At 70.3% G+C, this 26942-nt stretch carries 22 protein-coding genes, 1 tRNA gene and 1 pseudogene; 12 read left to right on the top strand and 12 right to left on the bottom strand.

All coding sequences use genetic code 11. From position 1 onward, the window contains the following. On the top strand, positions 1-2895 hold a 2895-nt coding region (locus A3CQ_RS0144100), incomplete at its 5' end, for a beta-galactosidase (protein ID WP_051115535.1). Here A3CQ_RS0144100 and A3CQ_RS0144095 read toward each other — a convergent pair. Further along, positions 2892-4658 (bottom strand): L-lactate permease, encoded by a 1767-nt coding sequence (locus A3CQ_RS0144095; RefSeq protein ID WP_020517372.1) that lies wholly within the window; start codon positions 4656-4658, stop codon positions 2892-2894. The two genes, A3CQ_RS0144100 and A3CQ_RS0144095, sit on opposite strands and share 4 nt — an antisense overlap. Before the next feature lie 86 nt (positions 4659-4744). Between A3CQ_RS0144095 and A3CQ_RS0144090 the strand changes: the two genes are divergently transcribed. Then, complete coding sequence (locus A3CQ_RS0144090) at positions 4745-5776, top strand: hypothetical protein (RefSeq protein ID WP_211216799.1); 1032 nt, start codon at positions 4745-4747, stop codon at positions 5774-5776. Here A3CQ_RS0144090 and A3CQ_RS0144085 read toward each other — a convergent pair. The 4 genes from A3CQ_RS0144085 to A3CQ_RS0144070 are packed head-to-tail and all read right to left on the bottom strand — an operon-like array spanning position 5765 to position 10614. Continuing rightward, positions 5765-7648 carry a hybrid sensor histidine kinase/response regulator gene (locus tag A3CQ_RS0144085; protein WP_020517370.1) on the bottom strand — a complete coding sequence of 628 codons (1884 nt, stop codon included), beginning with the start codon at positions 7646-7648 and terminating at the stop codon, positions 5765-5767. The two genes, A3CQ_RS0144090 and A3CQ_RS0144085, sit on opposite strands and share 12 nt — an antisense overlap. 6 nt (positions 7649-7654) lie before the next feature. Beyond that, positions 7655-8080 (bottom strand): response regulator, encoded by a 426-nt coding sequence (locus tag A3CQ_RS0144080; RefSeq protein ID WP_020517369.1) that lies wholly within the window; start codon positions 8078-8080, stop codon positions 7655-7657. Between the two features lie 34 nt (positions 8081-8114). Continuing rightward, positions 8115-9260: a sensor histidine kinase gene (locus A3CQ_RS56190; RefSeq protein WP_020517368.1), complete on the bottom strand. Its 1146-nt coding sequence runs from the start codon at positions 9258-9260 to the stop codon at positions 8115-8117. Positions 9261-9279: 19 nt separating this feature from the next. Beyond that, on the bottom strand, positions 9280-10614 hold the full coding sequence (locus tag A3CQ_RS0144070; protein WP_245577641.1) for a hypothetical protein: 1335 nt from the start codon (positions 10612-10614) through the stop codon (positions 9280-9282). A 199-nt stretch (positions 10615-10813) separates the two neighbouring features. Between A3CQ_RS0144070 and A3CQ_RS0144065 the strand changes: the two genes are divergently transcribed. The 4 genes from A3CQ_RS0144065 (at position 10814) to A3CQ_RS0144050 (ending at position 15128) form a co-directional block, all read left to right on the top strand. Then, positions 10814-11644 carry a S1 family peptidase gene (locus A3CQ_RS0144065; protein ID WP_020517366.1) on the top strand — a complete coding sequence of 277 codons (831 nt, stop codon included), beginning with the start codon at positions 10814-10816 and terminating at the stop codon, positions 11642-11644. A gap of 181 nt (positions 11645-11825) precedes the next feature. Next, a complete protein-coding gene (locus tag A3CQ_RS0144060) occupies positions 11826-12260 on the top strand; it encodes a hypothetical protein (RefSeq protein ID WP_157297086.1) in 435 nt (144 codons plus the stop codon). 180 nt (positions 12261-12440) lie between these two features. Beyond that, positions 12441-14474: a cellulose binding domain-containing protein gene (locus A3CQ_RS0144055; protein WP_020517364.1), complete on the top strand. Its 2034-nt coding sequence runs from the start codon at positions 12441-12443 to the stop codon at positions 14472-14474. 30 nt (positions 14475-14504) lie between these two features. Further along, positions 14505-15128: a CPBP family glutamic-type intramembrane protease gene (locus A3CQ_RS0144050; protein ID WP_020517363.1), complete on the top strand. Its 624-nt coding sequence runs from the start codon at positions 14505-14507 to the stop codon at positions 15126-15128. Here the strand turns inward: A3CQ_RS0144050 and A3CQ_RS0144045 are convergent. The 3 genes from A3CQ_RS0144045 to A3CQ_RS0144035 all read right to left on the bottom strand — a co-directional run bounded on the left by A3CQ_RS0144045 (position 15048) and on the right by A3CQ_RS0144035 (position 18949). Next, a complete protein-coding gene (locus tag A3CQ_RS0144045) occupies positions 15048-16016 on the bottom strand; it encodes a fatty acid desaturase family protein (RefSeq protein WP_157297084.1) in 969 nt (322 codons plus the stop codon). The two genes, A3CQ_RS0144050 and A3CQ_RS0144045, sit on opposite strands and share 81 nt — an antisense overlap. Positions 16017-16115: 99 nt before the next feature. Then, positions 16116-17543, bottom strand: coding sequence for an RICIN domain-containing protein (locus A3CQ_RS0144040; protein WP_020517361.1), 1428 nt, complete (start codon positions 17541-17543; stop codon positions 16116-16118). Next, complete coding sequence (locus tag A3CQ_RS0144035; protein ID WP_020517360.1) at positions 17540-18949, bottom strand: pectinesterase family protein; 1410 nt, start codon at positions 18947-18949, stop codon at positions 17540-17542. Before A3CQ_RS0144035 ends, A3CQ_RS0144040 begins: the two co-directional genes overlap by 4 nt. A 249-nt stretch (positions 18950-19198) precedes the next feature. On the opposite strand from A3CQ_RS0144035, the gene A3CQ_RS0144030 reads away from it, so the two are divergent. From A3CQ_RS0144030 to A3CQ_RS0144015, 4 genes are all read left to right on the top strand, one after another. Further along, the gene (locus tag A3CQ_RS0144030; RefSeq protein WP_026206871.1) at positions 19199-21136 is read left to right on the top strand and encodes a sigma-70 family RNA polymerase sigma factor; all 1938 of its coding nucleotides are present in this window, start codon (positions 19199-19201) and stop codon (positions 21134-21136) included. A gap of 55 nt (positions 21137-21191) precedes the next feature. Then, positions 21192-21896, top strand: coding sequence for an alpha/beta hydrolase (locus tag A3CQ_RS0144025; protein ID WP_020517359.1), 705 nt, complete (start codon positions 21192-21194; stop codon positions 21894-21896). A 92-nt stretch (positions 21897-21988) separates the two neighbouring features. Next, a complete protein-coding gene (locus tag A3CQ_RS58265; protein WP_020517358.1) occupies positions 21989-23029 on the top strand; it encodes a hypothetical protein in 1041 nt (346 codons plus the stop codon). 15 nt (positions 23030-23044) lie between these two features. Beyond that, the gene (locus tag A3CQ_RS0144015) at positions 23045-23827 is read left to right on the top strand and encodes an SAM-dependent methyltransferase (protein ID WP_157297082.1); all 783 of its coding nucleotides are present in this window, start codon (positions 23045-23047) and stop codon (positions 23825-23827) included. On the opposite strand, the gene A3CQ_RS63850 is transcribed toward A3CQ_RS0144015, so the two are convergent. Beyond that, a complete protein-coding gene (locus A3CQ_RS63850; RefSeq protein ID WP_020517356.1) occupies positions 23800-23934 on the bottom strand; it encodes a hypothetical protein in 135 nt (44 codons plus the stop codon). The two genes, A3CQ_RS0144015 and A3CQ_RS63850, sit on opposite strands and share 28 nt — an antisense overlap. A 31-nt stretch (positions 23935-23965) precedes the next feature. On the opposite strand from A3CQ_RS63850, the gene A3CQ_RS0144005 reads away from it, so the two are divergent. Next, entirely contained in the window at positions 23966-24856 is an 891-nt protein-coding gene (locus A3CQ_RS0144005; protein ID WP_157297080.1) for a fructosamine kinase family protein, read from the top strand. Continuing rightward, positions 24849-25205, top strand: coding sequence for a VOC family protein (locus A3CQ_RS0144000; RefSeq protein WP_020517354.1), 357 nt, complete (start codon positions 24849-24851; stop codon positions 25203-25205). The genes A3CQ_RS0144005 and A3CQ_RS0144000 overlap by 8 nt, the downstream gene beginning before the upstream one ends. Before the next feature lie 84 nt (positions 25206-25289). Here A3CQ_RS0144000 and A3CQ_RS0143995 read toward each other — a convergent pair. From A3CQ_RS0143995 to A3CQ_RS61480, 3 genes and pseudogenes are all read right to left on the bottom strand, one after another. After that, positions 25290-25365: transfer RNA gene (locus tag A3CQ_RS0143995), tRNA-His, on the bottom strand. Positions 25366-25460: 95 nt separating this feature from the next. Then, positions 25461-26051: an oligoribonuclease gene (orn, locus tag A3CQ_RS0143990; RefSeq protein ID WP_026206870.1), complete on the bottom strand. Its 591-nt coding sequence runs from the start codon at positions 26049-26051 to the stop codon at positions 25461-25463. 306 nt (positions 26052-26357) lie between these two features. Continuing rightward, a pseudogene (locus tag A3CQ_RS61480) lies at positions 26358-26942 on the bottom strand (hypothetical protein); the annotation flags it as partial.

The following is a 26942-nucleotide window of genomic DNA, read 5'->3' as shown; positions in this document are numbered from 1 at the left end:
GCGGCAGACGCGGGCGCGGCAGACGCGGGCGCGGCAGACGCGGGCGCGGCGGAGGCCGGGGTGAAAGACGCGAAGCAGCACACCATTGGCTTTGACCAGTACTCGATGATCCTTGACGGGCGGCGGACCTTCATCTGGTCGGGCGAGATGCATCCGTTCCGGCTGCCCAGCCCTGCGCTCTGGCGCGACGTCCTGCAGAAGATGAAGGCGATCGGCTTCAACACCGTCTCCTTCTACTTCGACTGGGGTTACCACTCGCCCTCGCCCGGCGTCTACGACTTCGGCGGCGTTCGCGACATGGACCGCCTGCTCGACATCGCCGATCAGGTCGGCCTCTACGTGATCGCGCGGCCGGGACCGTACATCAACGCCGAGACCGACGGCGGCGGCTTCCCGGCCTGGCTCGCCACGCAGGCCGGCCGGGCCCGCAGCGACGCGCCCGACTACCTGGCCGCCACCGACGAGTGGCAGACCGCGATCGACGCGATCATCGCCCGTCACCAGCTCAGCAACGGCACCGGCTCGGTGATCCTGTACCAGATCGAGAACGAGCTGGCCGCGACCGGCACGTCGCAGCGCAACTACCTCCAGCACCTGTACGACAAGGCGCGCGCCGACGGCGTCCAAGTGCCGATCTTCCACAACGACAAGGGGCGCAACGGGTTCTGGGTGCCGCCCTCCTCGACCGTGCCGGGCACCCTTCCCGGGCCGGTCGACCTGTACGCCTTCGACGGCTATCCCGGCGGCACCTGCCACACCGACGGCACGGTCGGCTCGCCCAACAACGCGCCCGACTGGGGCATCCAGGGCGTCGGCGGTGCGAAGGGCGGCGCGAGCGCCTCGAACACGACACCCGGCTTCACGGCCGAGTTCGGCGGCGGCTGGTTCGACTACTGGGGCAGCGTCGGGACGTACCCGTGCACCGCGCAGCGCCAGGGCCCCGGCTACGAGCGGGTCTTCTACGGCACCAACATCGCCAACCGGCTCACCGTGCAGAACTTCTACATGGTCTCCGGCGGCACGTCGTGGGGCTGGCTGCCGGCGCCGGTCGTCTACACCTCCTACGACTACGGCGCGGCCATCGACGAGGGTCGTCAGCTGCGGCCGAAGGCGCAGACGCTGAAGACGCTCGGCTACTTCGTGCAGTCGGTGGCGCCGCTGACCAAGGTGGACAAGGGCGCCGACGTGGCGACCTCGTCGGCCGCGGTCCGGATCGAGCACACGGTCAACGCCGAGACCGGCACGAACTTCTACTTCGCCGTGCACAACCCGTCGAGCGCCACGACCGACGACTCCTTCACCTTCCCGATCGAGACGGCCGACGGCTCGTACACCGTGCCGCTGCGGCTCACCGGTCAGGACGCGAAGACGCTGGTCGCCAACTACGACCTCGAGGGCAATCACCTCGTCTACTCCACCTCGGAGATCGAGACGCACCTGCGCGGGGTGGCGCTGCTGCACGGGCGCGACGGCGAGACGGGCGAGACCGTGCTGCGCTATCCGAGCGAGCCGGCCGTACGGGTGCTCGACGGCGCGGCCGATGCCGCCTACGACCCGGCGACCGGAGATCTGCGGCTCACCTACTCGCACCACGGGCTGATCCGCGTCCGGATCACCGCCCCCGACCGGCCCGCACTGACCCTGCTCATCGCGGACGAGGACGCGGCGGCCGGCTTCTGGCGCGTCGACGACGTGCTGGTACGCGGGCCGCAGCTGGTCCGGACCGCCCGGGCGCACGGCGGGCGCCTCGACCTCACCGGCGACACCACCGCGGCCGCCGGCCTGGAGGTGTGGGGCCCCGGGTTCACCCGCGCCGTCTCCTGGAACGGTAAGCCCATTGCGGTCCGGCCGTCGGCGGGCGGCGGTCTGACCGCCGTACGCAATCTGGATGGGCCACGGCAGATCACCCTGCCGGAGCTGACCTCATGGCGTTATGCCGCGGAGTCGCCGGAGGCGGCGCCCGGCTTCGACGACGCGGCCTGGCGCACGGCCGACCAGACCACCACCAACAGCACCACCAAGCCGCCGGCCGGGCAGGTCGTGCTCACCGCCGACGACTACGGCTTCCACCACGGCGACGTCTGGTATCGCGGGCACTTCGACGGCGCGGCCCCGGCCACGGTGACCCTGGACTGGGGTGGCGGCGGCGCGGGTCTCGCGCAGGCCTGGCTGGACGGCGCCTACCTCGGCCAACGCGAGATCCCCAGCGGTCTGGCCGCGCCGCCCACCCGCAACACCGACACGTTCGCGGTTCCCCTGGAATCACAAGCGGCCGGCACCCACGTGCTGTCGATCATGGTGCGGAACAACTCGCACAACGAGGACGGCGGCGTCAACGACGCCCACAAGGAGGGCCGCGGCGTGATCGGCGCGACCTTCGACGGCGTGGTGCCCGCGGGGGTGACCTGGCGCATCCAGGGCACGGCCGGCGTCGACCCGGTGCGCGGGCCGCTCAACAACGGCGGCCTGTACGGCGAGCGGAACGGCTGGTCGCTGCCGGGCTTCCGGGACCGATCGTGGCCGGTGAAGTCGGTGCCCGATTCGTCCGCAGCAGCCGGAACGTCCTGGTACCGCACCAGCTTCGACCTGCACATCCCGCGGGACGTCGACGCCTCGCTCGGTCTGACCATCGGCGACCCCGCCGTGCCGCACAACGACAAGCACTACCGCGTGCTGATCTTCGTGAACGGCTGGAACATGGGCCAGTACATCGCCGACGTCGGCCCGCAGCACACGTTCGCCCTGCCCACCGGCGTGCTCAACCCGCGCGGGCGCAACACCGTCGCGCTGGCCGTGACCAGCGACGGCGGCGAGGCGAACGCCCTGGAGAGCGTCCGCCTGACGACGCTAGGACTGTCCAAAACGAACGACGTAGGACTGTCCAAAACGAACTAGGAAGGGATCATCCAATCGAGGACGGCGGTGCCCTGGAGCGTGACCAGCACGCACATGATGAGTAGCAGGACCACGCTCCAGCCGACGACCCGGCGGAAGATGTCGCCCTCGCGGCCGGCCATCCCGACGGCCGCGGCGGCGATCGCCAGGTTCTGCGGGCTGATCATCTTGCCGAGCACCCCGCCCGACGAGTTCGCCGCGGCCAGCAGGAGCGGATCGAGGCCGGCCTTGGTAGCGGTCTGCACCTGCAGCGCGCCGAACAGCGCGTTGGAGGACGTGTCCGAGCCGGTCACGGCCACCCCGATCCAGCCGAGGATCGACGAGAGGAAGACGAAGAAGCCGCCCGCCTGCGCCAGGAACTCGCCGAGAGTGTTGGTCTGCCCGGACTGGTTCATGACGTAGGCGAGCGCCAGCACCGCCATCACCGTCACGATCGCGTGCCGCAGGGTCACATAGGTCCGGCCGTAGGCCTTCAGCGCCTCCGACGGTCTTACCTTCAGCACGATCGCCGTGAGTATGCCCGCGATGATCATCAGGGTGCCGGCGGCCGGGAGCCAGCCGAACGTGAAGTTCGTCGACGACAGCGGCTTTCCGCTCGCGCTCAGCACGTGAAGCCCGGGCCAGGCGAAGACGACGGTCCACGGCTCCTTCGCGAGCGCGTCCTTGATCGGCCCGATGTTCGCGATCGAGAAGATCGCAATAATGATCAAATACGGAGCATAGGCGCGGGCGATCTCCGCGGGCGGGTCACGCTGCTCGATGGTCGCGGTCCCTTTCCCGTACGCGTCGAGTCCGCCACCACCCGCAGGATTCTCGCCGATACCGATTCCCTCGGGCGGTCCCGACCTGCGTGCCGCCGCGCCCCCGCCGTTCGGCTGGTCGGTGGCGGCCTCGGCCTCGACGTGCAGGGGCGGGATCTCGGCCGGCTGCCAGATGCGCAGCAGCAGCACCACGGCCGCCGCCGCGGCCAGCGACGCGATGATGTCGGTGAGCGGCACGGACAGATAGTTCGAGGCGACGAACTGCCCGAGCGCGAAGACCACGCCCGCCGCGATCGCCGCCGGCCAGGTCTGCCTGACGCCGCGCCGCCCGTCGATGACCGCGACCAGCACCAGCGGCACGATCAGCGCGAGCACCGGCGTCTGCCGTCCGACCATCGCGCCCAGTGTGTCGGTGTTCAGCCGCGGGTCGTCGGCCGCTCCCGAGGTGACCGTCCCGAGCGTCACGATCGGCGTGGCCAGCGCTCCGAACGCGACCGGCGCCGTGTTCGCGATCAGCGCCACCGCCGCGGCCCGCACCGGCGGGAACCCCAGCGCCATCAGCATGACCACGGTGACGGCCACCGGTGTGCCGAACCCGGCGAGCGCCTCCAGCAACGCCCCGAAACAGAACGCCACGATGATCGCCTGGATCCGCATGTCCGGGCTGACCCGGGCCATCGACCGCCGCAGCACGTCGAAGTGCCCGCTGACCACGGTCAGGTTGTAGACCCAGATCGCGTTGAGGACGATCCACAGAATCGGGAAGAATCCGAACGCCGCCCCCTCGGTGGCCGACAGGAACGCCTGCCCGGCCGGCATCGAGTAGACGACGATCGCCACCGCGAGCGCCACGGCCAGCGAGATCACCCCGGCCAGCCACGCCCGCATCCGCAGCACACCGAGCAGGACGAACAATGTGAGCAGCGGCAACACCGCGAAGATCGCGGACACCCCGACCGAGTCGGCCACCGGGTCGGTCACGATCCTGAACTGATCAAGCATGTCAGCCACCCAATAAGATCGACCACTTTCCATGAATCTAACCTGTGACCGACGTCATAGGTAAGGCCCGAACCCCGGGAGTTGACATGACCGGAGAGGCAGAACGCGACGACGGTGGGATGCGTGCGGCGCTGCACGTGAGCAACGGCGATGCCACCGATCTGGCCGGGACCGGCCTCGCCGAACGCATCCTGTATTGGCGCGATGTCCTGCACGAGGGGCCGGTGCCCGCGGTCGGCGACGAGGAGCTCCGCCGGATCAGAGCCGCCTTCCTCCTCCAGGAAGGCGCCGACGACCGGGCGGAGGGCGCCGACATGTTCGCCGAGCGGGACAGCGTCCTGGCGGCCGGTCGCGACGGCGAATACGTGCTGTGGTTCGAGGCCGACCTGTACGACCAGCTTCAGATCATCCAGATCCTGGACCGCCTGGCCGGCCTCGGCGTGCCGGCCGAGCGCATCACGTTGATCTGTATCGGCGAGCATGCCGGCATCGCCCGGTTCGGTGGTCTCGGCCAGCTGACCGCGGAGCAACTGCGCGAGCTGCCCGCCACGAACGCGCGCGCCCGGCTCACCCCGGCCGCGCTGGAACTCGCCGGCCGCGCCTGGGCCGCCTTCCGCGCGCCGACTCCGGACGGTCTGCGGGCGATCGCCGAGGCCCGCTCCGGCGAGCTGCGGTTCCTGGGCGAGGCATTCGACCGGCTCGGCCGGGAGTACCCGGCCACCCGCGACGGGCTGGCGCTGACCGAACGCCGGATCCTGGCCGCCGTCGCCGAGGGCGCGCCCGATGCCGGAACGGCGTTCGTTCGCGCCGCGGCCCGGGAGACGCGTCCGTACCTCGGGGACGGCTGGTGCTTCGCGATGATCGGCCGGATGGCACACGCATCCGTCCCGCTGCTCGACGCCGAGCCGGCCGACGGTCCGGTCGACCACCGTACCGGCCTGCGCCTGACCGCCGCCGGCGCGCGAGTGCTCGCGGGCGAGGACGACCACGTGACGCTCAACGGCATCGACCGATGGATCGGCGGCGTGCACCTGAGCGGGCGTGACGTGCCCTGGCGCTGGGACGACGGGATCGAGGCCATCGTCGGCGCGGTGGGCGAGGCGCAGTCAGCCGGCTGAGTGCCGGCGTTCCAGCAGCTGGCTCATCGCCTGGAGCAGCTGGTCGTTCTGGAAGGGCTTGTGCAGCAGCGGCGCGTCCGGGGGCAGCGCCTGGCCACCCGGCGCCGGGCCGCTCGTGTAGCCCGACATGAACAGCACCGGCAGGTCGGGGCGGGTCTGGCGCAGCTCGGCCGCCAGCTGGGTGCCCGACATGCCGGGCATGATGACGTCGCTGAGCAGCGCGTCCACGTCCAGGTTCCGGTCGAGGCAGAGCTTGAGCGCCTCCTGCGGGTCGCCGGCGGCGTGCACCTCGTACCCGGCCTTGGTGAGGATGCGGCAGACGATGTCGCGCACACCGTCCTCGTCCTCGACCACGAGGATGCGTTGCCCGGCGCCGCCGGCCGCGGCGGCTCGTCCGGTCGGGACCGGCGCGGGCGGGGTCTCGGCGCTCACCGGCAGCCGCACCCGCACGGTGGTGCCCTGCCCGGGCTGCGACTCCAGCGTGATCGTCCCGCCGACATCGGTGACCACCCCGTACGCCGTGGCCAGCCCGAGGCCGGTCCCCTTGCCGCGCCCCTTGGTCGTGAAGAACGGCTCGAAGGCGCGCGCCGCCACCTCGGGCGGCATGCCGACCCCGGTATCGGTGATGCTCAGCCCGACGAACTCGCCGCCGGGCTCGACGCCGGTGGCGATCGCGAGCCGGCCGCCGGTGGGCATCGCGGCCCGCGAGTTCATCACGGCGTTCATCAGCACCTGTTCCAGCTTGCTGCGGTCCATCGTGATCGGCGGCAGGTCGGGGGCGAGCATCGTGGTCAGCTCGATGTCCTCGCCGAGAGTGCGGGCGAGCAGCCGCTGCATGTCGGCGGCGACCGTGTTGAGGTCAAGTGTCTCGGGCCGGGACGGCTCGAGCCGGCTGAAGATCAGCAGTTGCCGGGTGAGCCCGCTGCCGCGCGCCGCGGCCTGCTCGATCGACTGCACGTCGGGCCGGCACGGGTGATCGGCCAGTTCCTCGGCGAGGATGTCGGCGTATCCGGAGATCACCGCGAGGATGTTGTTGAAGTCGTGTGCGATGCCCCCGGCGAGCCGGCCGAGCGAGTCGAGCCGTTCGGCCTGGCGCAGCTGCTGCTCGAGCCGGATCCGCTCGGTGATGTCGCGCAGGATCCCCTCGACCGCCACGACCCGGCCGGTACGGTCGACGATCGAGCTGGCCCGCTGCTCGACCCAGGCGGTGCGGCCGGCCTCGTGCCGTACGTGGATCATCAGCGTGCCGGGCTCGTGCGACTGCCAGGACGCCCGCAGGGTGGCGCGGTCCTCGGTGTCGACGGTCTGGAAGATCAGCTCGGAGTCGGCGTAGAACTGCTCGGGCCGGTACCCGGTGATCTCCTCGATCGCCGGGCTCAGGTACTCCATGGCCGGCGTGGGCAGCAGTCGGTAGCGGAAGATGACGTCCTGGGCGTGCTCGGCGATCAGCCGGAAGCGCTCCTCGCTCTCCCGCAGCGCCGCCTCGGCCCGGCGCCGCTGCCGCCGCTCGGCCGCCTCGTGCAGTTCGCGCTGTACGGCCGGCGCGAGCCGGGCGAGCCGGTCCTTGAGCACGAAGTCGCGCACCCCGGCACGCATCATGGCGGCCGCGGTCTCCTCGCCGACCTGACCGCTGACCAGCAGGAACGGGATGTCCGCGTCGTGCTCGCGGACCTGGTCGAGGGCCTCCTCGGCCCGGAACACCGGCATGTTGTAGTCGCAGATCACCACGTCCGGTGACCGCCGGGCGAGGGCCTCGGCCACCCCGCTCGGCGTGTCCGCCCGGACGTGGCTGACCTCCAGGCCGGCCCGGGCGAGCTGCCGCACGATCAGGACGGCGTCGTCGTCGCTGTCATCGATGACCAACAGATGCATGTCGCGTCACCCGCTCGGGGCCGGCTCGTTCACGAGCAGCCAGTAGACGCCGAGGGTGTTGACCGCGGAGACGAACTCCTCGAAGACCACCGGCTTGCGGACGAAGCTGTTGGCGCCCAGCCGGTAGCTCGCCACGATGTCCCGCTCCTCGTTGGACGTGGTGAGCACGACCACCGGTAGGTTCCGGGTGCGGTCGTCGTCGCGGATGCGGCGCAGCACCTCGAGCCCGTCGATCTTGGGAAGCTTGATGTCGAGCAGGACGAGCGCGGGCCGCAGCGGCTCGCCGGCGTCCGGGAGCAGGCGTTGCAGGGCCTGCTCGCCGTCGACGGCGACGACCACCTCGTTGCGGATCCGGTTCTTGGTGAACGCCCGGACGGTCAGCAGCACGTCGTCCGGGTTGTCCTCGACCAGCAGGATCGGTCGCTCGGTCATCGCAGCTCCCCACCGGCCGGCGGCGCGGGCGTGGTCATCGCAGCTCCCAGTCGGCCGGCGCGGGCGCGAGGCTGAACCGGAAGGCGGCGCCCTCGCCGACCGTGCCCTCGGCGAGAATCCGGCCGCCGTGCCGGGTGATGATCCGGTGCACGATGGCCAGGCCGATCCCGGTTCCCTCGAACTCGCCGGCCGAGTGCAGCCGCTGGAACGGGTCGAACATCTTGTCGGCATATTTCATGTCGAAGCCCGCGCCGTTGTCCCGCACCTCGAAGACGTCGACGCCCGACTGCGGGTGCACGCTCACCGAGATCACCGGGTGCTCGGCGTTCCCGGTGAACTTCCAGGCGTTGCCGAGCAGGTTCTGCAGCACGAGCCGGATTAGGTGCGGGTCGCCCGGCGCGGTGAGGCCGTCGGCGATCTCCCAGGTGATCTTGCGGCCGGAGTCGGTCAGCTCCGACGCCACCTCCCGGGCCAGTGCGCTCAGGTCGGTCGGCTCCCGGTGCAGCTGCGTGCGGGTGGCCCGGGACAGGTGCAGCAGGTCGTCGATCATCTGGGCCATCCGGCCGACGTTCGCCTGGATGCGCCGCAGGTAGCCCTGTGCCTCCTCGGCCAGGGCCTCCGCGTAGTCCTCCAGCAGCACCTGGCTGAACCCCTCGAGCGAGCGCAGCGGCGCGCGCAGGTCATGCGAGACCGAGTACGCGAACGCGTCCAGCTCCCGGGTCGACGCCTCCAGCTCGGCCGTGCGCTGCCGGACCCGCAGCTCGAGCTCGTCGTTGAGGCGGCGCACCTCCTCCTCGGCCCGCTTGCGCGCGGTGATGTCGGTGGAGATGCCACAGATCGCGTAGGCGTGCCCGGCCGCGTCGTGCAGGGGGAACTTCACCGTCACGTACGTGTGCAGGCCGTCCTCGCCCGGCGCCTGCTCCTCGACCTGCAACGGGATGCCGCGGGCGATGGCCGCGAGGTCGTTGGCCCGGAACTCGTCGGCGATCGGCCCCTCGAACAGGTCGTGGTCGGTCAGCCCGACGATGTCCTCCCGGTGCAGGTTGAACAACCGCTCGTACTCGCGGTTGACCAGCAGATAGTGGCCGTCGACGTCGCGCATGTAGATCACGGCCGAGGTGTGGTCGATCAGGGCCATCAGCTGCTCATGGCCGACCTGCACCGGGGGCCGGGTGCTCACCTCAGACTCCACTTCACCGTCACCCCACCAGCGCGACAGAGACCGATGCGGCCGACGGTACCTCCGGTACCGGCGGCTTTTCGGCCGTTTCGAGGGTTTCGGTGGATTCGACGGCGAGGACTCCGCGCAGCGGCGCCAGCGGATGCTCCTGCCGGGCCCGGGTCAGCCGCTCGAGGAACAGCTCGTTCATCCCGGTCGTGCCGGCCCGGTTGGACACCAGCGGCTTGTCGCCCTGCCCGGCCAGATCCCGCCGCTGCTGCGGCTTGAACAGGAACCGCTTGCTCAGCATGAGGTGCGCCCCGGAGGCCCGGGCATGGGCCGTGAGCAGGCGGTACCACTCGACGACCCCGGGATGGCGCCCGATCAGCCGGCGCAGCTCGCCGCCGGCGCCGGCCGCGTCGGCGCGCAGTTCCGCCGCGTCGAGGCCGAGGCCGGACAGCAGTTGCTCGGGCAGTGTCGGCTGGATCATCAGCTTCTCGATCGCGTCGCGCTCCGCGTCCAGCAGCGCCGGGAACAGCCGGCGTACGTGCTGGTCGTAACCGGTCTGACCGATGCCGAGCAGGAAGTCGCGCTTGAGCGCCTCGGGGTCGAGCGCGCCGCTGGGCGGGATGTCGTCGCGGGTCCAGTGCACCGCGAACTGCCGGAACACGTCGAGGAAGTGGTCGGCCGGCATGCTCTGGTCGGGCGGGAGCGAGGCGAAGGTGACGAACAGCCGGCGCATCGCGTACAGCAGGTCGACGGCGACGCGTACCCGCTCGATGGCCTCGCCGGAGAGCAGGCCGACCTCGCCGCGGCCGAGCGGCTCGAGCATGTCGTTGACCGCGAGCTCGAACGCCTCGCTCTGCTTGATGAGCAGGAAGAACCGCTCCTCGCCGGGCGTGCCGGTGTAGCTGCGGATCCGGCCGTCGTCGAAGACGCCGGGCAGCACGGCCATCAGCTCCGGCCCGCGTCGCACCTCGACCGTGCCGACGTTCCACCGCACCAGGGACGCGTAGCTGTCGCGGCCGTAATGCCCGAGCCCGGTCCGCCCGGCCACCGCCGCGAAGTAGTCACGGAACGGCCGATCATCGGCGACCAGGCCGTCGAAGGCTCGCTCCGGCGTGGCCTTGCCGCCCTGATGCCATTCCTGATAGTGGCGGGCCACCGAGGCGCCGACGAAGCCGAGCCGGACCACCAGCCGCTGCGCCTGCTCCGCCGACATCCGGTCCACCGCCGGCAGTTGCGGGAGCAGCACGTCGCGTGCCTGGTCGGCGAGCATGCCGGGCGGGATCTCACCGGACAGGATCGCCCGGTTCAGGCGGGGTAGTTCCTCATCGACCCAGTCGCCCACTTGCCGCAGAACCAATGGGGTCACCCCTTCGATGGAGGAGGCTCCTGTCCTCCTTATCGACCGGGTGGTCGGGTTTCTTAGGAAAGACCGTGCATTGACATCGATGGATCCCGATGCGAGGGTACGGACACCGGCGTACGCGTGTCGCCGACCCGGCACGCCCGGCCACCCACGTGGCGGCGGGGCGAGATCCCCTGCCGTCACCCAGCAGAAGGGATCCCCCATGCGTCTCCGTCGGGCACTCGCCCTCGGCGCCGCCGCGGTCGCGGCCGCCACCGGCATCATCGCCGGACCGGCACCGGCACAGGCCGTCACCGCCACCACGCTCGCCTCGACCATCGCGCTGAGCAACTGCTCGGCCTCGCTGGTGCGCTACCCGAGCTCGGTCAGCAGCGACCGGGCCATGATGCTCACCAACGGACACTGCTACGAGGGCGGCTTCCTCAGCGCCGGCCAGGTGCTGCAGAACCGCACCAGCAGCCGGTCGGGCACGCTGCTGAACGCGAGCGGCCGCGCGCTGGCCACCGTGCGGGCCGACCGCATCCTGTACGCGACGATGACCGGCACCGACGTCACCCTCTACCGGCTCACGTCGACCTACGCCACGCTGAGCAGCCGCTACGGCGCCACTGCGCTGACCATCTCGGCCTCGCATCCGGCGGCCGGCGCGAGTATCGCGATCCCGTCGGGGTATTGGAAGGAAATCTGGAACTGCTCGATCAACGGCTTCGTGAGCACGCTCCGCGAGGACGTGTGGACCTGGCACGACTCGATCCGGTACGACGTCAACTGCGACACGATCCACGGCACCTCGGGCTCGCCGCTCGTCGACGCGTCGTCCGGTCAGATCGTCGGCATCAACAACACCGGCAATGACGACGGCCAGATGTGCACGCTCAACAACCCGTGCGAGGTCGACGCGAACGGCACCACGCACGCGTACCAGGGACAGAGCTACGGCGAGCAGACGTACTGGTTCACCACCTGCCTGACCTCGACCCGGACGATCGATCTGACCAAATCGGGCTGTCTTCTGACCAAACCGGCAAACTGACTCGTCCGAACGGACGAATCGTCGCAGGTCCGGCGGCATATTTCCGCCGGACCACATTTCCCGAAATCGAATTATCGGGCCCTCTTTTCACCTAATCGTGTTTGCGTTTCCGGCCGGACAAATGCCGCAATTTTCCTATGATCATCACATCGGCAATATCCGGACACGAAGAGGTGAATCGATGAATAAAGCAACGCGCATGCTGGTCATGACCGGAATGGCGATCGTCGCCGGCGTTACGTTCAGCGCGGGACCGGCGGCGGCCGCCTCGGCCTCGCCGGCTCCGGCCGCCCCCAAGGCCGGCACCCAGAGCACCAAGGACTGGGGCCACGACCGGTCGCGAATCGTCGGGTTCTACAGCAATCCGTTCACCTGCCACCGCATCGGCAACTTCGGTGAGCGGCAGGGCCGCTGGGACGATCACGCCTGCATCCGCATTCCCTTCGGCTTCCACCGCGGGGACTGGGCGCTGAAGGTGTACTGGGACCGGCACGGCTTCCCCGGGCACGGCGGGCCGGGCTTCCCCGGGCACGGCGGGCCGGGCTTCCCGGGCAACGGGCACGACCACGACGGGCCGGGCAACCACCACGGCGGCCCGGGCTGGACGAAGCACTGATCCGGCGCACCACCTGATCCGGCAATCGACCGGCGCGGGGCCGCATCCCACGGGAGCGGCCCCGCGTCGCATTTGCAGAGAGAAAGCACGGGAAATAGCGATGCGCATTGACACCTTTCGCTCCCGGTCGCAAACTGGGAGCGCTCCCATTTCCCCTCAGAATCGCTTCCTTGGAGAGCCATGCAAACCGCGATCCCCCGTCGCGTCGCGCTGGGCGCCGCCCTGCTCGCCGCGACAGCTCTGGCCGCGCCACCGGCGCCGAGCGCCTATGCCGCCACCACACCCGTCACCGTGACCGTCAACGCCCGCGCCGGCCTGGCCACCGTCCCGGCCACCGCGCTCGGGGTCAACGACGCCATCTGGGACACCACGCTCGGCACCGACGCCGTGGCCGACCTGCTCGGCGCGGCCGGCGTCAAGATGATCCGCTACCCCGGCGGGTCCTACGCCGACATCTACCACTGGGAGACACACACCGCGCCCGGTGGCTACGTCGCCCCGAACACCGACTTCGACACGTTCATGGCCTCGGCGCGCCGGACGGGCGCCGAACCGATGATCATCGCCAACTACGGCACCGGCTCGGCCGACGAGGCCGCCGGCTGGGTCCGCTACGCGAACATCACCAAGAAGTACGGCGCGAAGTACTGGACGATCGGCAACGAGAACTACGGCAACGGCCACTACGGCTCCTCCTGGGAGGCCGACGACCACGCCGACAAGAGCCCGGCCCAGTACGCGGCCGAGGTGATCGCCTACGCCGACGCGATGAAGGCGGTCGATCCGACGATCAAGGTGGGCGCCGTGCTCACCATGCCCGCGAACTGGCCGGACGGCCTGGTCGGCGGCGGCGACGCGGCCACCTGGAACCAGGTCGTGCTGCAGGCCGCGGGCCCGCACATCGATTTCGCCGACGTGCACTGGTACCCGGGCGGCGGCAGCGCGGCCGAGGCGATCGGCAAGACGCAGTACCTCGACGACTCGATGTACCTGCTCCGGAACCAGATCAACACGTACGGCGGGGCGAACGCGAGCCGGATCGGGATCAGCCTCACCGAGACGAACGTCGGGGTCGGGCAGAACACCCAGCCCGGCGCGATCTTCCTGGCCGACGCGTACAGCAGCCTGATCGGCAACGGCGTCTTCACCGTGCAGTGGTGGAACGTGCACAACGGGATCGGCACGCCGTCGACCGTGGCCGGGCAGACCGACTACAACGACTTCGGCCTGCTCTCCAGCGGCACCTGCACGTCCGACGGCACGGTCTGCGAGCCGGCGCTGAACACGCCGTTCGCGCCGTACCACGCGCTGAAGCTGATGTCGTCGTTCGTGCACCCGGGCGACCAGATGGTGCGGGCCGCCACCGACAACGCGCTGGTCACGGCGTACGGGTCGCGCCGGCCGAACGGTGACCTCGGGGTCCTGCTGATCAACAAGGACCCGGACGCGGCGCACGACATCGCGCTGAGCTACCGCGGCTACACGCCGTCGGCGGCCGCGCCGGTCGCGGTGACCTACGGCAACGGCGACACCGGTATCCACGCGGGCAGCGCGAGCACGCTTCCCCCGTACTCGATCACGCTGGTGACCCTGCACCCGGCCGGCAGCAACGCCGCCGCGCCGAACGCCCCCGGGGTTCCGACGGCCTCGGCCGTCACCGATCGCACCGCGACGATCTCCTGGCCGGCCGTCGGCCGCGCCGCGAAGTACGAGCTCTACCGCGCGAACGGCGCGATCAGCGAGCAGCTCGGCGAAACGACCGGCACGTCGTTCACCGTCCGTAACCTGCAGCCGGGCAAGCGATACACGGTAAACGTGCTCGCCCGGGACAGCGCCGGAAACCTCTCCTGGTCGTCGCCGCCGCTGACCTTCGCCACCGGCGCGCCCGCCACCAGCACGTGCACGGTGAAGTTCGCCGACACCAACGACTGGGGCAACGGGTACGTCGGGCAGGTCGACATCACCAACACCGGCGCGGCCCCGCTCAACGGCTGGACGCTGAACTTCACCTGGCCGACCACGTGGCAGAGCGTGAGCAGCGGGTGGAACGCGACCTGGACGCAGAGCGGCACCGACGTGCGGGTGACCAGCGACGCGACGCTCGCCGCGAGCGGCGGCAGCACCTCGGTCGGCTTCGTCGGCGCCTACAACGGGCCGAACGTCCTGCCGGCGGCGTTCACCCTCAACGGAACGCTCTGCTCGACGTCATCTTAAGAACACCAAGGACCCGTAACCTCCCGTCGAATGAGGCTCGTCGAGTACCTGCTGCTCTTCTTCGGACTGGTCGGCGTCTACATCGCCGTCCACGTGCCCGGCGGGCCGATCCCGGTCCTGCTGGTGGCGGCCGCCGCGATCGTGTACTACCTGCGGCGGCCGGCCACCGGCTTCGACCGGGCGAACTTCTGGCGGCGTGACGCCGTAAGCGCCGCGCTGCCCGGCATCCTCACGTTGTGGGCGGCCGCCACCGTGCTCGCGGTGGCGGCGGTCGCGATCTTCGACCGGGACCGGCTCTTCGACCTGCCGCGCCGCGAGCCGCTGCTGTGGCTCGCGATCATCGTGTTCTACCCGCTCGTCTCGGTGTATCCGCAGGAGTTGCTGTACCGGGCGTTCCTGCTGCACCGCTACGAGCCGGTCTTCGGTGCCGGCCGACGGGCGGCCGCGGCCAGCGCGGCGGCCTTCGGCTTCGCCCATCTGCTGTTCGGCAACGTGATCGCGGTGGCGGCCACGATCGTCGGCGGATGGCTGTTCGCGCGCCGCTACCAGCGCACCCAGTCACTGCTGGTGGTGTCACTGGAGCATGCGCTCTACGGCATCACGATCTTTACCGTCGGGCTGGGGCAGTACTTCTACCACGGGAATTTCCAATAGGCCGGCCGCGATCGGGCCCTTGAGCTGCCGGGTCACCGCGCGCCACCAGCTCATGTCGAAGCGCCCGCCGTCGGCCAGGAACGCGCCGCGCAGGCTGTGCCAGGCCAGGCCCGGGTACTTGTGGTGGATCCCGTGCAGGTTGAAGGCGAGCACGAACGACTCCAGCAGCCGCGGCAGCTCCAGGTTCATCGCCTCGAGCGGCTCGTCCAGCGCCGTGCCGTAGTGGTACGCGTTGTCGGCGATCGACACCAGGAAGGCGCGGCCGGCGAGCACCAGCAGCAACATCCACCAGTGCGGGCCGTACGCGATGAAGGCCCCCGCGTAGATCAGCACGATCAGCACGGCGTCGAGGCGGAACTGGCCCAGCCGCCGGCCGGTGATCGCGTCGAACAGCAGCGCGGTCACGGTGTCGGGCGTGTCCAGCAGGTGACGCAGCCGGTGCCAGAGCCGCTTCGGGGCGAGCGCCAGCACCACCGAGGCGACCTCGGCGAGGTACAGGCCGCCGAACAGTCGCAGGTAGTAGACGGGGGCGTGCGAAGCCCACGATCCCTCGTCGAAGACCTCGGTGCGCTCCCGGGGCGTACGGCTGAATCGGTGGTGCAGCAGGTGGCCGGACTTGAGCAGGATGAACGGCGCGCCGTAGCCGAGCGCGAGGGCCCGGCCGAGGCGGTCGTTCCCGGTGCGGTCGCGCACGAGTGAGCCGTGGATCGACTCGTGCAGGATCGACCACAGATGGGTGCTGGTGAGCACCAACGGAATCAGCAACCAGCCGGGCAGATGCGCCAGAGGTATCACGAAGAGCTGCAGGATGAGAGAGCCGAGGGCGCCGGCGACCAGCAGGGCGGAGGTCGCCGTGGAGCCGTAGGTCCGCGCCGGGCCCGATGTCACGGATGGCACGTTTCCGCAAGTTAAACCCGGAAAAAGACCTTCATGTGTACGCGAGTTGAAGGCCGGCCGGAGCTTGCGACTCCGGCCGGCCACTCCCCCTCACAGGCCGATGTTCGCCTGTGGCCCCGCATAGGTCTTGACCAGCGACGGCACGTCGGCCGCGGCGTCCAGGGTGTAGGCGTAGAAGCTCGACGGGGTGAACGCCGAGCCCGAGGTCTGCTGCTTGCCCGTGCAGCTGACCAGGATGCTGCCGGTCTGCCGGAGCTGCGCGGTGGTGTCCGGGTAGAACGGGTTGGCCACGTGGTCGAAGTAGCTGTTCTCGATCACCATCTTGGTGGCGCCGCGTGAGTAGTTGCCGTACGACGTGATGTTCTGCAGGTAGTTGTCGTACAGATGGGCGTAGGCCAGGTTGTCCGCGCTCGGGTTGCGCTGGTTCGTGTCGTGCAGCCAGTTGTGGTGGATCGTCATCCGGGCCGTCACGTTCTCGGTCCAGCCGATGCCGAACGTCTTGTTGTGGTTGCCCATCACGTTCCACGACACCGTCACGTACGAGGTGTCCTTGCGACTGTCGATGTAGCCGTCGTTGATGTCGTGGAACGTGTTGTGATCGATCCACACGTGATCGGCGGTGTCCATCTGAATGCCGTCGTAGTCGAAGTCCTTGTCGTCCGGGTCGTCGGAGGCCACCGCGGTGTCCCCGATCGACAGGTTCCGGATGATCACGTTGTGGATCCCGGCGCCGAGGAAGAACCCGCCGTTCTTGATCCGCCCCGAGGTGCCCACCCCGATGATCGTCTTGTTGGACGTGACGGGGATTTCGTACCCATAGGTCGGCACGGTGATCGTCGCAGCGACGCGGACCACATAGGCCGCCGACGATGTCGCATATTTCAGGAGATCGGCGTACGTGGTGACGGTGACCGTCGTGCCGCCGGCGCCGCCGGTCGTCCCGCCACCGGTCGAGGCGAAACCGTCGGCCGCGTTCGACCACGTGCGACCGGACGAGATCGCGTTGAAGGCCCACTGCTTGTTCGTGTTGGCCGTGCACGTCTCCTGGATGATCGCCGCGCCCGAGGAGGTCGACGCCCCCTGATCCGACAGGCACAGCCCGCTGTTCACGTTGACGATCTGGAAGGTGTTCGTCCCGCTCGCGGCCAGCGTGAAGTACTGGTTCGTCTGCGCGGCACACCCCCACTGCTGCACCTGGACGCCCGACGCGGTCGACCCGCCCGGCACGTCGACGCACCGCCCACTGTTGACGTTGACCAGCTGATACTGGGTCGAGTTCACCGCGGTCAGCCGGAACTGCTGCCAGGTCGCGCCCGCCGTGCAACCCCACTGCTGTAGCAGGGCGCCGTTGTCCTTGGACCCCGCGGCCACGTCGATGCACATGCCGCTCTTGGTGACCGCGAGCTGATAGGTGCCACCCGCCGCGGGCAGCGTCGCCGCCTCGGACGGCAGCACGGAGAAGGCGACGAAGACGCCGGGGACGATCAGCGCGATCGCGGCGACAAAGAGCTTTTTCACAGCGGGTTCCATCCGTCCGTGCCGGTGAGGTATTTCTGCGGGGTGTACGAGGCCGCGGTCGAGTCGCTCATCTGCGGCCGGTTGCCGTTCGTGGTGGCGCCCGAGCCGGTGTTCTTGTATTCGAAGAACCGCGCGTTCTTCCACGAGTTGCCCGACATGTCGATCCACGGCTGGCCGGTCGCGATCGTGGCGCTCAGCGACGACTCGCGGTACAGCACCTGCGCGTCCGGTCCCCACGGCCGCCCGAGCTGAGTGGTGTTGTTCGTGGCGCCGGTGATCGTGCACTTGTAGAACAGGAAGCCGTACGCGTTGGCCGCGTCCGTGCGGGAGGCGGTGATCGGGCCGCCCGTGCTGCGCCGCTCGTAGATGCTGCTCGCGTTGAACACCGCCGTGCCGCCGCCGAAGATGAAGTCCACGGTGCCCTCGACGTACGAGCCGGTGTAGTACGACCGGTACGCGTTGACCAGCAGCGTGTCCTGGTTGCCGAGGAAGCGCACGTTGCTGAAGACCGAGCGGTCGGCGTTCACGTTGGCCGCGACCGCCTGGCTGCCCTCGCCGTAGTCGTTGGACATCGTGAGGTTCGTGGCCACGAAGTCGTGCCCGTTCACGAAGACCGTCGCGCTGCCCGACGTGCCGTAGCCGCCGGCCGAACTGTGGTTGTTCACGATCACCGTCTGCGAGGCGGACGAGCCCAGTCCCTGCAGCGTGATGTACGGCTTGTTGGACGGGATCGTGACGATCTCGCGGTAGCTGCCCGCCTTGATGGTGATGGTCCGCCGGGCCGCGTTGTTCGCCGGCACCGCGTCCACCGCGGCCTGGATCGTCCGGTACGTGCCCGTGCCGTCGGCGGCGACGGTCGCCGTCCCGCTCGAGACCGCGGTGAACGCCCACTGCTTGTTCGTGTTGGCCGTGCACGTCTCCTGGATGATCGCCGCACCGGACGAGGTGGAGGCGCCCTGGTCGGAGAGGCACAGCCCGCTGTTCACGTTGACGATCTGGAAGGTGTTCGTCCCGCTCGCGGCCAGCGTGAAGTACTGGTTGGTCTGCGCGGCGCAACCCCACTGCTGCAGCTGCACACCCGAGGTCTTGGACCCGCCCGGCACGTCGACGCAGCGCCCGCTGCTGACGTTGACCAGCTGATACTGGGTCGAGCTGACGGCGGTCAGCTTGAACTGCTGCCAGGTCGCGCCGGACGTGCAGCCCCACTGCTGGAGCAGCGCGCCGTTGTCCTTGGAGCCCGCGGTCACGTCGATGCACATGCCGCTCTTGGTGACCGCGAGCTGGTAGACGCCGCCGGCGGCGGGCAGCGTGGCGGCCTCGGAGGGCAGCGCGGCGACGGCGACGGCGGTGATGGGGATGCCGATCGCCAGCGCGGCCGCCAGGATCGTTCTTCGGATTCGGGGCACGGGTCGGGTCCTCTCGATTACAGAGCGTATGGGAGCGCTCCCATTTCGTTACCCTGAGTGAAACCGCCCGGGGAATGGCGGCACTCTCGTAGACGCCCGAGTTCCTGGACGACAACAAAAAGCTGTGCCACGATTCGAATCCGCAGTTCAGGCCACTCCCCTGTGTTCAGAGCCTGTGACAGCCATCGATGGGGGCAGGCAGTGACACAGAGTCAGGTCGCGCCAGACGTCGCGCGTCTCGTCCGCCTCGTGCGACAGGCCCAGGCCGGCCGCCGCGAGGCCCTGGACGAGCTGGTCACCGAGCACCTGCCGCTGGTCTACAACATCATCGGGCGGGCGCTGGCCGGTCACCCCGACGTGGACGACGTCGTGCAGGAAACCATGCTGCGGGCCATCCGCGGGCTGCCCGGGCTGCGCGAGCCCGACCGCTTCCGCTCCTGGCTCGTCGCGATCGCGTACCGCCAGATTCAGCTTTATCTGCGTTCCCGGCGGGCGACCCGGATGCGGCGGCTGCCCGAGGCCGTCGAGATCGCCGACCCTGACTTCGCCGACCGCGCCACCGCCGAGATCGTCGTGGCTGACCAGCGGCGCGAGCTGATCGAGGCGGCGAGCTGGCTCGACGACGGCGACCGGCGGCTGCTCGGCCTCTGGTGGCAGGAGGCGAGCGGCGAGCTGACCCGGGGCGAGCTGGCCGAGGCGCTGGACGTGCGGCCCAAGCACGCCGCGGTGCGGGTGCAGCGGATGAAGGCCCAGCTCGACCTGGCCCGCGGGGTGGTGCGGGCGCTGCACGCTCGTCCGCGCTGCCCCGAGCTCGGCGAGCAACTGCGCCGGTGGAACGGGGTCGCCGATCCACTGTGGCGCAAGCGGCTCGCGCGGCACATCCGCGAGTGTCCCGCGTGCGGGTCGCTGGGCGGCGGCCTGGTCGCACCCGAGGACCTGCTGCTCGGCATGGCGGCGCTGCCGGTGCCGGCCGGGCTGGTCATCGGCGCGAGTCAGGTCAAGCTCTCGCTGCTCGGCCTGATGCAGCACAAGACGATGGCGGTCGCGGCGGCCACGACGGTCGCGGTCGGCGGCGGTCTCGCGTACGCCGTCTATCACGAGACGCTCCCACCCGGCGGCGAGACGGTGACGGTGACCCCGACGCTGGCCCGCAGTGCTCAGCCCGGTGTCGCCGGACGGGTGGCGCCCACGCCGTTCCGCAAGGAGATCGTGGTGGCGCCCAACGGCTCCGACGACGGTGACGGCTCCTCCGCCCAGCCGCTGGCCACGCTGGGCAAGGCCGTGTCCATCGTGAGGCCGGGGCAGACGATCTCGCTGCGCGGCGGCACGTACCGCCTGTCCACCCCCATCTCGATCACGACCAGCGGCACCGCGGATGAGCCGATCGTGCTGCGCAACTACCGCGACGAGCGGCCGGTCCTCGACGCCTCCGGCATCTCCGCCGACAAATGGGCGATCACCCAGCATTCCTCCTGGTGGGCGGTCCAAGGCCTGGAGATCAAAAACTCCCGGAGCCACGCGTACGTCTGCAGCGCGTGCACCCACATGCAGTTCCGGGGCCTTGCCATGCACGGCAACGCGCGCTCCGGCCTCATGCTGCGCGACCCGGGCACCGCCGACAACCAGGTGCTGAACAGCGATTTCTACGACAACGGCACCGGGCTGTCGATCCAGTTCGGCGACGGCGACGACAACCTCGTGCGCGGCAACCGGGCCTGGGACAACGACACCTCCGGCTACGACCTCGGCGACTTCGGCTCGCCCGTGACGCTCGAGTACAACTGGGCGTACCGCAACACGCACAACGGCTTCGCGCTCGCCGGCGGCACGGTCGCGGCCGCGCACTCCCTGCGGCACGACGTGGCCTGGGACAACGGCGGCCCCGGCTTCACCGACGACGGCGCCGGCGCGTCGATCTCTCTCGTCAACAGCACGGCCTTCCGCAACGGCGGCGCCGGCTTCGCCCTCCCGAACGGTTCGCCGCTGCTGCGCTCCGACGTCGCGGTCGGCAACAAGACACCGGCCACGCTGTCCGGCACCGCTGTGCAGAGCCGCAATGACTGGGCCGCGACGTTCCGCTCCACCGACCCGACCTCGGCCGAAGGCCCACGCCGGGCCGACGGCTCACTCCCCCGCACCGACTTCCTGGTCACCGGCAACGGCACCGGCGCCTCGATGGGCGGCTGACCATTCGTCCATTTGCCGACCACACGGCGAGATCGTCGCGGCTAGCCTGCGGGGCATGGACTTCCTGAAGCCGTTCGTGCTTCCCGTCGACGTCCGCTCGGCCGAGCGGCACGGCCCGGTCGACCTCTATCCACCGGACGACACCTCCCGGCCGCGGCCCGCGGTCCTGATCGTGCCCGGCGGGCCGGTCCCGGCCGCGGCCCGGCCCGCCCCGCGCGACTGGCCCGTCTACCGGGCCTACCCGTCGCTGGTCGCGGCTCGCGGCGTGGTCGGCGCGACGGTCGGCCACCGGCTGCACAGCCCGGCCGCGTATCCGGAGGCGGCCGACGACGTACGGGCCGCGATCGAGACCGTGCGCGCCGACCCACGGGTGGACGGGGAACGGCTCGCGCTGTGGTTCTTCTCCGGCGGTGGCCTGCTCTCCGCGGACTGGATCCGGGAGCCGCCCTCCTGGCTCCGGTGCGTCGCCCTCACGTACCCCGTGCTCGAACCGTTGCCCGGCTGGCCGGTGCCGGACCGGTTCCGCCCGGTCGACGCGGTGGCGTCGGCCGGCGACCTGCCGATCGTGCTGACCCGGGTGGGCCGGGAGGATCCGACGATCGACGAGGGCGTGCGCGCGTTCGTGGGCGCCGCGAAGACCCGGCCGGACGTGGTCGAGGTGCCGCACGGCCGGCACGGGTTCGATTACCTCGATGACGACGACGCCTCCCGGGCCGCTGTCCAGCGGGCGGTCGACCTGGTTCTGGCGACAATGATCTAGACGTTTTTGGCCCGCGCCGGAAACGCACGACGTGGGAAAACGGACGGTCGAGCGGGGCCGAAGTCGACGAATTTAACGTCTACGATGCGCGAGTGATCGGACACCGTACGCGCACCCTCCCCGAGCTCTGCACCGCCCTGGCCGACGCGGTGCTTCGCCTGGACGGGCCCGAGTCGACGCGGACCAACCGTGCGGTCCTCGACCGGGCCCGGCTCGCCGGTGAGGACGAGCTCAGCGCCGGCCTGGCCCGCCTGGCCCCCGCCCTCGCCGACATCGCGCTCGGCAACGGCGGCTTCCTGGCGACGCTGGCCGCCGGCCTGGTCGAGATGGGCGCCGACCCGATGCCGGTGCTCGGGGTGCTCGCCGACCGGGTGGCCGGCGGTCTCGAGGCGGCGGCCCGGTTCGGCCTGCTCGCCGGCAAGCTCGGCGAGGACCTGCCCGCGCCGACCACCGCGGACGAATATCGCGCCCTCCGCGAGCGGCTGATCGAGGCCGCGCCCGACGATCTCAGCGTCGAGGAGGCCGGTCTCATCGTCCAGGCCTGGTTCTCGGTGAACGACTGGATCCCCAGCCTGCTCCTCCCGCTGCAACAGAAACCCTGCCGGCAGGCGCTGCCCGAGCGGGAAAGGCTGACCGCCGCGACGATCGCGATGACCGAGCACGTCGAGGACGCGCCGTGGCTGCTCGGGCTGCTGCGGGTGCTCGACGACGAGCCGCTGCTGGTGGCGCACCCGCCCACCCGCCGGGTCTTCGAGATGACGATGAGCGGCGTCGGCGACAACATCCAGTTGAACCTCCTGCTGGCCGACGTGCTGATCGGCGACGACAAGATTCCCGGCGAGCGGCCCGACGCCGACTGGGTGGCCGCGGCGCGCGACGGCCTGATGGTTCCCGCGGGCGGCGTGCTCACCCAGTTCGACATGTTCGACGCCGACGGCGAACCGATCTGGGGCGAGGGCCGCCCGGCCGACATCCCCGCCGTCGACGGCCGCCGGGTGATCGTGCTCCGGCCGCCGGCCCACGCCCGCGGCAACCACATCGGCCGGCAGTACCCGTTGATGGTTCCGGAGCTCACCCTCGACCGCAGCCTGCCCGTCGACGACGCCGAGGCCTGGACGACACGACTGTCCTGAGTGCACGATGCCGGGGTGGACCTGCACACGGACCGCCCGCATCCCGCCCGCGTCTACAACTACCTGCTCGGCGGCGACGTCTACTTCGACGCCGACCGGATCGCCGCCGAGCAGGGCATGAAGTCGAACCCGTACTCCCGCGTGCCACCCCGGGAGAACCGCGCGTTCCTGCGCCGCGCCGTGCACTATCTGGCCGCCGAGCGCGGCATCGACCAGTTCCTCGACATCGGCACCGGCATACCCAGCGCGCCGAACGTGCATCACGTCGCCCAGTCCGTGCACCCGGGCGCGCGGGTCGTCTACGTCGACCACGACCCGATCGTGCTGGCACACGCTCAGGGCCTGCTCGACGGCACCGGCGAGACCCGGTTCCTCAAGGCCGACCTGCTCGACCCGGGTGCGATCCTGGCGTCGCCCGAGGTGCGCGAGACCCTCGACCTGGACCGCCCGGTGGGCCTGCTCCTCGTCGCGGTCCTGCATTTCGTCGGCGACGACCACGACCCGTACGCGCTGGTGAAGGAACTTGTCGCGGCCCTGCCGCCCGGCAGCTACCTCGTGCTCTCACATCTGACCGGCGATTTTGTGCCGGAGGCGTGGGCCGCCGTCACCGAGATCTACCGCAAGCAGGGCGTCACCATGCGCGTGCGCACGAAAACCGAGGTCGCCCGCTTCTTCACCGGCCTCGACCTGGTCGACCCCGGGCTGCAGGTCCTGCCGCACTGGCGCCCCGACACCGACGAGCCCGCGGAGCCGGACGGGGCGGTCTCCGTCTACGGCGGAGTGGCCCGCAAGGCGTGACTCAGGGCCTCGCGGCAGCGCACCAGCCGGGCGGTGATCTCGTCGAACAGCTCGGGGTCGGTGCGCCCCCCGCGCCACATCGCCCGCAGCGCGGCCTGACCCTGCACGCGTTCAACCTGGCGCAGCGATGATGGCAGGGTGAGCGTCAGTTGGGCACCGAGCGTGGAGGCCGCCGTCTCGCGCCATCTCGGAGCGCGATGGCGGTCGACCGGCTTCACCGATCTGGGCGACCGGGCGTCGCACGCCTGCGGGATCTTCCACGGCGAGCCGATCTCGGTCTTCGCCAAGCTCAACGCCGGCGGCGAGACCCCCGCCGAGCTTCGGGGCCTCGACCTTCTGCGGCGACATGCGGTCGCCGTTCCACAAACAATTGCGGCCGTACGCCTGGCCGGCGGCACCCTGCTGCTCCAGGAGGCGATCCCGGAGGTCCCCGCCGAGCAACGGGCCACCGAGCATTGGCAGTCGATCGGCCGTGAGCTGGCGAAACTTCACCGCGTCCACGGCGACCACTTCGGACTCGCCGAATTTGACGGATATTTCGGGCCGCTCCCGCAGGACAACACCCCGGCCGAGGACTGGCCCTCGTTCTACGGCGGCCGCCGGCTGTCGCCTCTGTTGCGCCGCGCGGTCGATTCGGGCCACCTCGACCGCGACCTGTCCCACGGTGTCGAGCGCGTGATCGAGCGCCTGCCGCGGCTCTGCGGCCCGTCGCCACGCCCGACCCTCTTGCACGGCGACGCGCAGCAGAACAACTTCCTGACCGGCAAGGACCGCGCCTACCTGCTCGATGTCGCGCCCTACTACGGCCACCCCGAGATCGACCTCGCGCTGCTCGACTACTTCGCGCCGGTCCCGCCCGAGGTCTTCGACGCCTACCGTGAGGTGATGCCGATAGACGATACGTTCGGTGAGCGGCGCGAGCTGTGGCGACTCTTCGGATACCTGGCCGTCGTCACCGTGGATGGCGACTCGCCCTTCGGCCGCCCCTTCGCCGGGCGCATCGCGGCGGCGGTGAAGCGCTATGCCTGAGCTGCGGAAGATCGACTGTGTCATGGTCCGCGTCGACGACCTGGACGCGGCGTCCCGCTTCTACGGCCGGATGCTGGGCCTGCGCGAGTTGTGGCGGGACGAGGCCTCGGTCGGCATGGGCCTGCCCGAGACCGACGCCGAGGTCGTGCTGCACACCATGGATCTGCCGGCCGGGCAGAGCGTCCATTACCTGGTCGACGACGTCCGCGCGTCGGTCGCCTCCTGGCGCGAGGACGGCCTCGACGTGCGCGTGGAGCCGTTCGAGATCGTGGTCGGCTGGTGCGCGGTCCTGGCCGATCCCTTCGGCAACGCCGTGTGCATCCTCGACCTGACCAAGGGCACGCGCTGACCGGGGCCGGCCGCCGACTCGTCAGACGCCGACAGAAAAGGTGCCCGGCCGCCTGGGCGGCCAGGCACCCGCCTGGACTTGCTTTGGGGTGGTCGACGGGACTTGAACCCGCGGCCACCGGGACCACAACCCGGTGCTCTACCAGCTGAGCTACGACCACCATCGCGCACGGGGAAACCTCCCCGCGGTGCCGGCCAATCATAGCCGCACCCCGGTGGGGGTCGTCGAGCGGGTTCCTCAGCGCGGGCGGGTGACCTACAACTCGGCGGCGATCGCCTTCGCCGTGTCGACGTCCGGGCCCGGGAGCGGGACGAAGATCGTGCGGCGGTAGTACTCGAGCTCGCGGATGCTCTCGCGGATGTCGGCGAGGGCCCGGTGGGCGAGGCCCTTGGGCGGCTGGCCGAAGTACACGCGCGGGTACCACCGGCGGCACAGCTCCTTGATCGAGGAGACGTCGATCATCCGGTAGTGCAGGAACGAGTCGAGGGCCGGCATGTCGCGGGCGAGAAAACCACGGTCGGTGGCGATCGAGTTGCCGCAGAGAGGCGCCGTGCGGGGATTGGGGACAAACTTCTTGACGTACGCGAGGACCTGCTCTTCGGCCTCGGCCATGGTGATGGCCGAGCGCCGCACCTCCTCGGTGAGCCCCGATTTGGCGTGCATGTCGCGCACGACCGGGGGCATCGCGTCCAGCGCCTCGTCGTCGGCGTGGATCACCAGGTCGACGCCCTCGCCCAGCACCCTGAGCTCGGGATCGGTGACCAGCGCCGCGACCTCGATGAGTTTGTCCTTGCCCAGGTCGAGACCGGTCATCTCACAGTCGATCCACACCAGAAGATCAGCCACGCCGACAGCCTACGCCCGCGTACGGCGTGTCGCTGTCACGTCCCTGCTGGCCACCCGTCCGGGCACGACCAGCCCGGCGACGTGTTTTGTCCGCTTTCGGGGCAGGACTTCCCAGTTAGGCGGTTCGCGGGATAAAGTGGTCTTAACGGACGAAGCCCCCCTTCGGTTACTCCGTTCCCCCGGTAAAGGGCCCTCCGCGTCGGCAGCGCGGAGGGCCCTTTCAGGTACGGCGAAGGCCGCCACGGGGGCGGCCTTCACACAGGTCAACGGCTTGATCGCGGGCGCGTGGTCATCCCTCGGTCATCTTCAGTCATCCTCGGGCGGGCTCGGCGCGGCCCGGCGGCGGCGCACCGGCTCCGGCGGCGCCGGCTCCACACTCGCCGGGTTCGTAACAGTTCGGCGCCGCCGCCGCTGCGCCGAAGCCGCAAACAGCTCCGCCGCCTCTTTCTGATAGCTCGCGGCCGCCGCAGCCGCCTTGGCAGCATTGGCCTGCGCAGCCTTACCGGCGGCGGCTCGGGTCGCATTCCCACTGGCGGTCGGCGTCGCTTTCGCAACAGCGCCCGACTCTGCCCCACTGGCGGCAGCCGGTGCCGCCTTGCCGATCGCGGCCGGCGCCGCCTTGCCCGTGGCGGCCGGCGCTACCTTGCCCGTGGCGGCCGGCGCTACCTTGCCCGTGGCGGCCGGCGCTACCTTGCCCGTGGCGGCCGGCGCCGCCTTGCCCGTGGCGGCCGGCGCTACCTTGCCCGTGGCGGCCGGCGCTGCCTTGCCCGTGGCGGCCGGCGCCGACCTGCCAGTGGCAGCCGGAGCCGTCTTGCCTGCGACGGCCGATTCCGTCTTGCCTGTGGCAGCCGGTGTTGCCTTGCCAGCAGTTGGTGTCGCCTTGCCCGCGGT

The sequence above is a fragment of the Paractinoplanes globisporus DSM 43857 genome (genome assembly GCF_000379645.1).
Lineage (GTDB): Bacteria > Actinomycetota > Actinomycetes > Mycobacteriales > Micromonosporaceae > Actinoplanes > Actinoplanes globisporus.
This window is presented reverse-complemented; position numbering and strand designations above follow the sequence as displayed.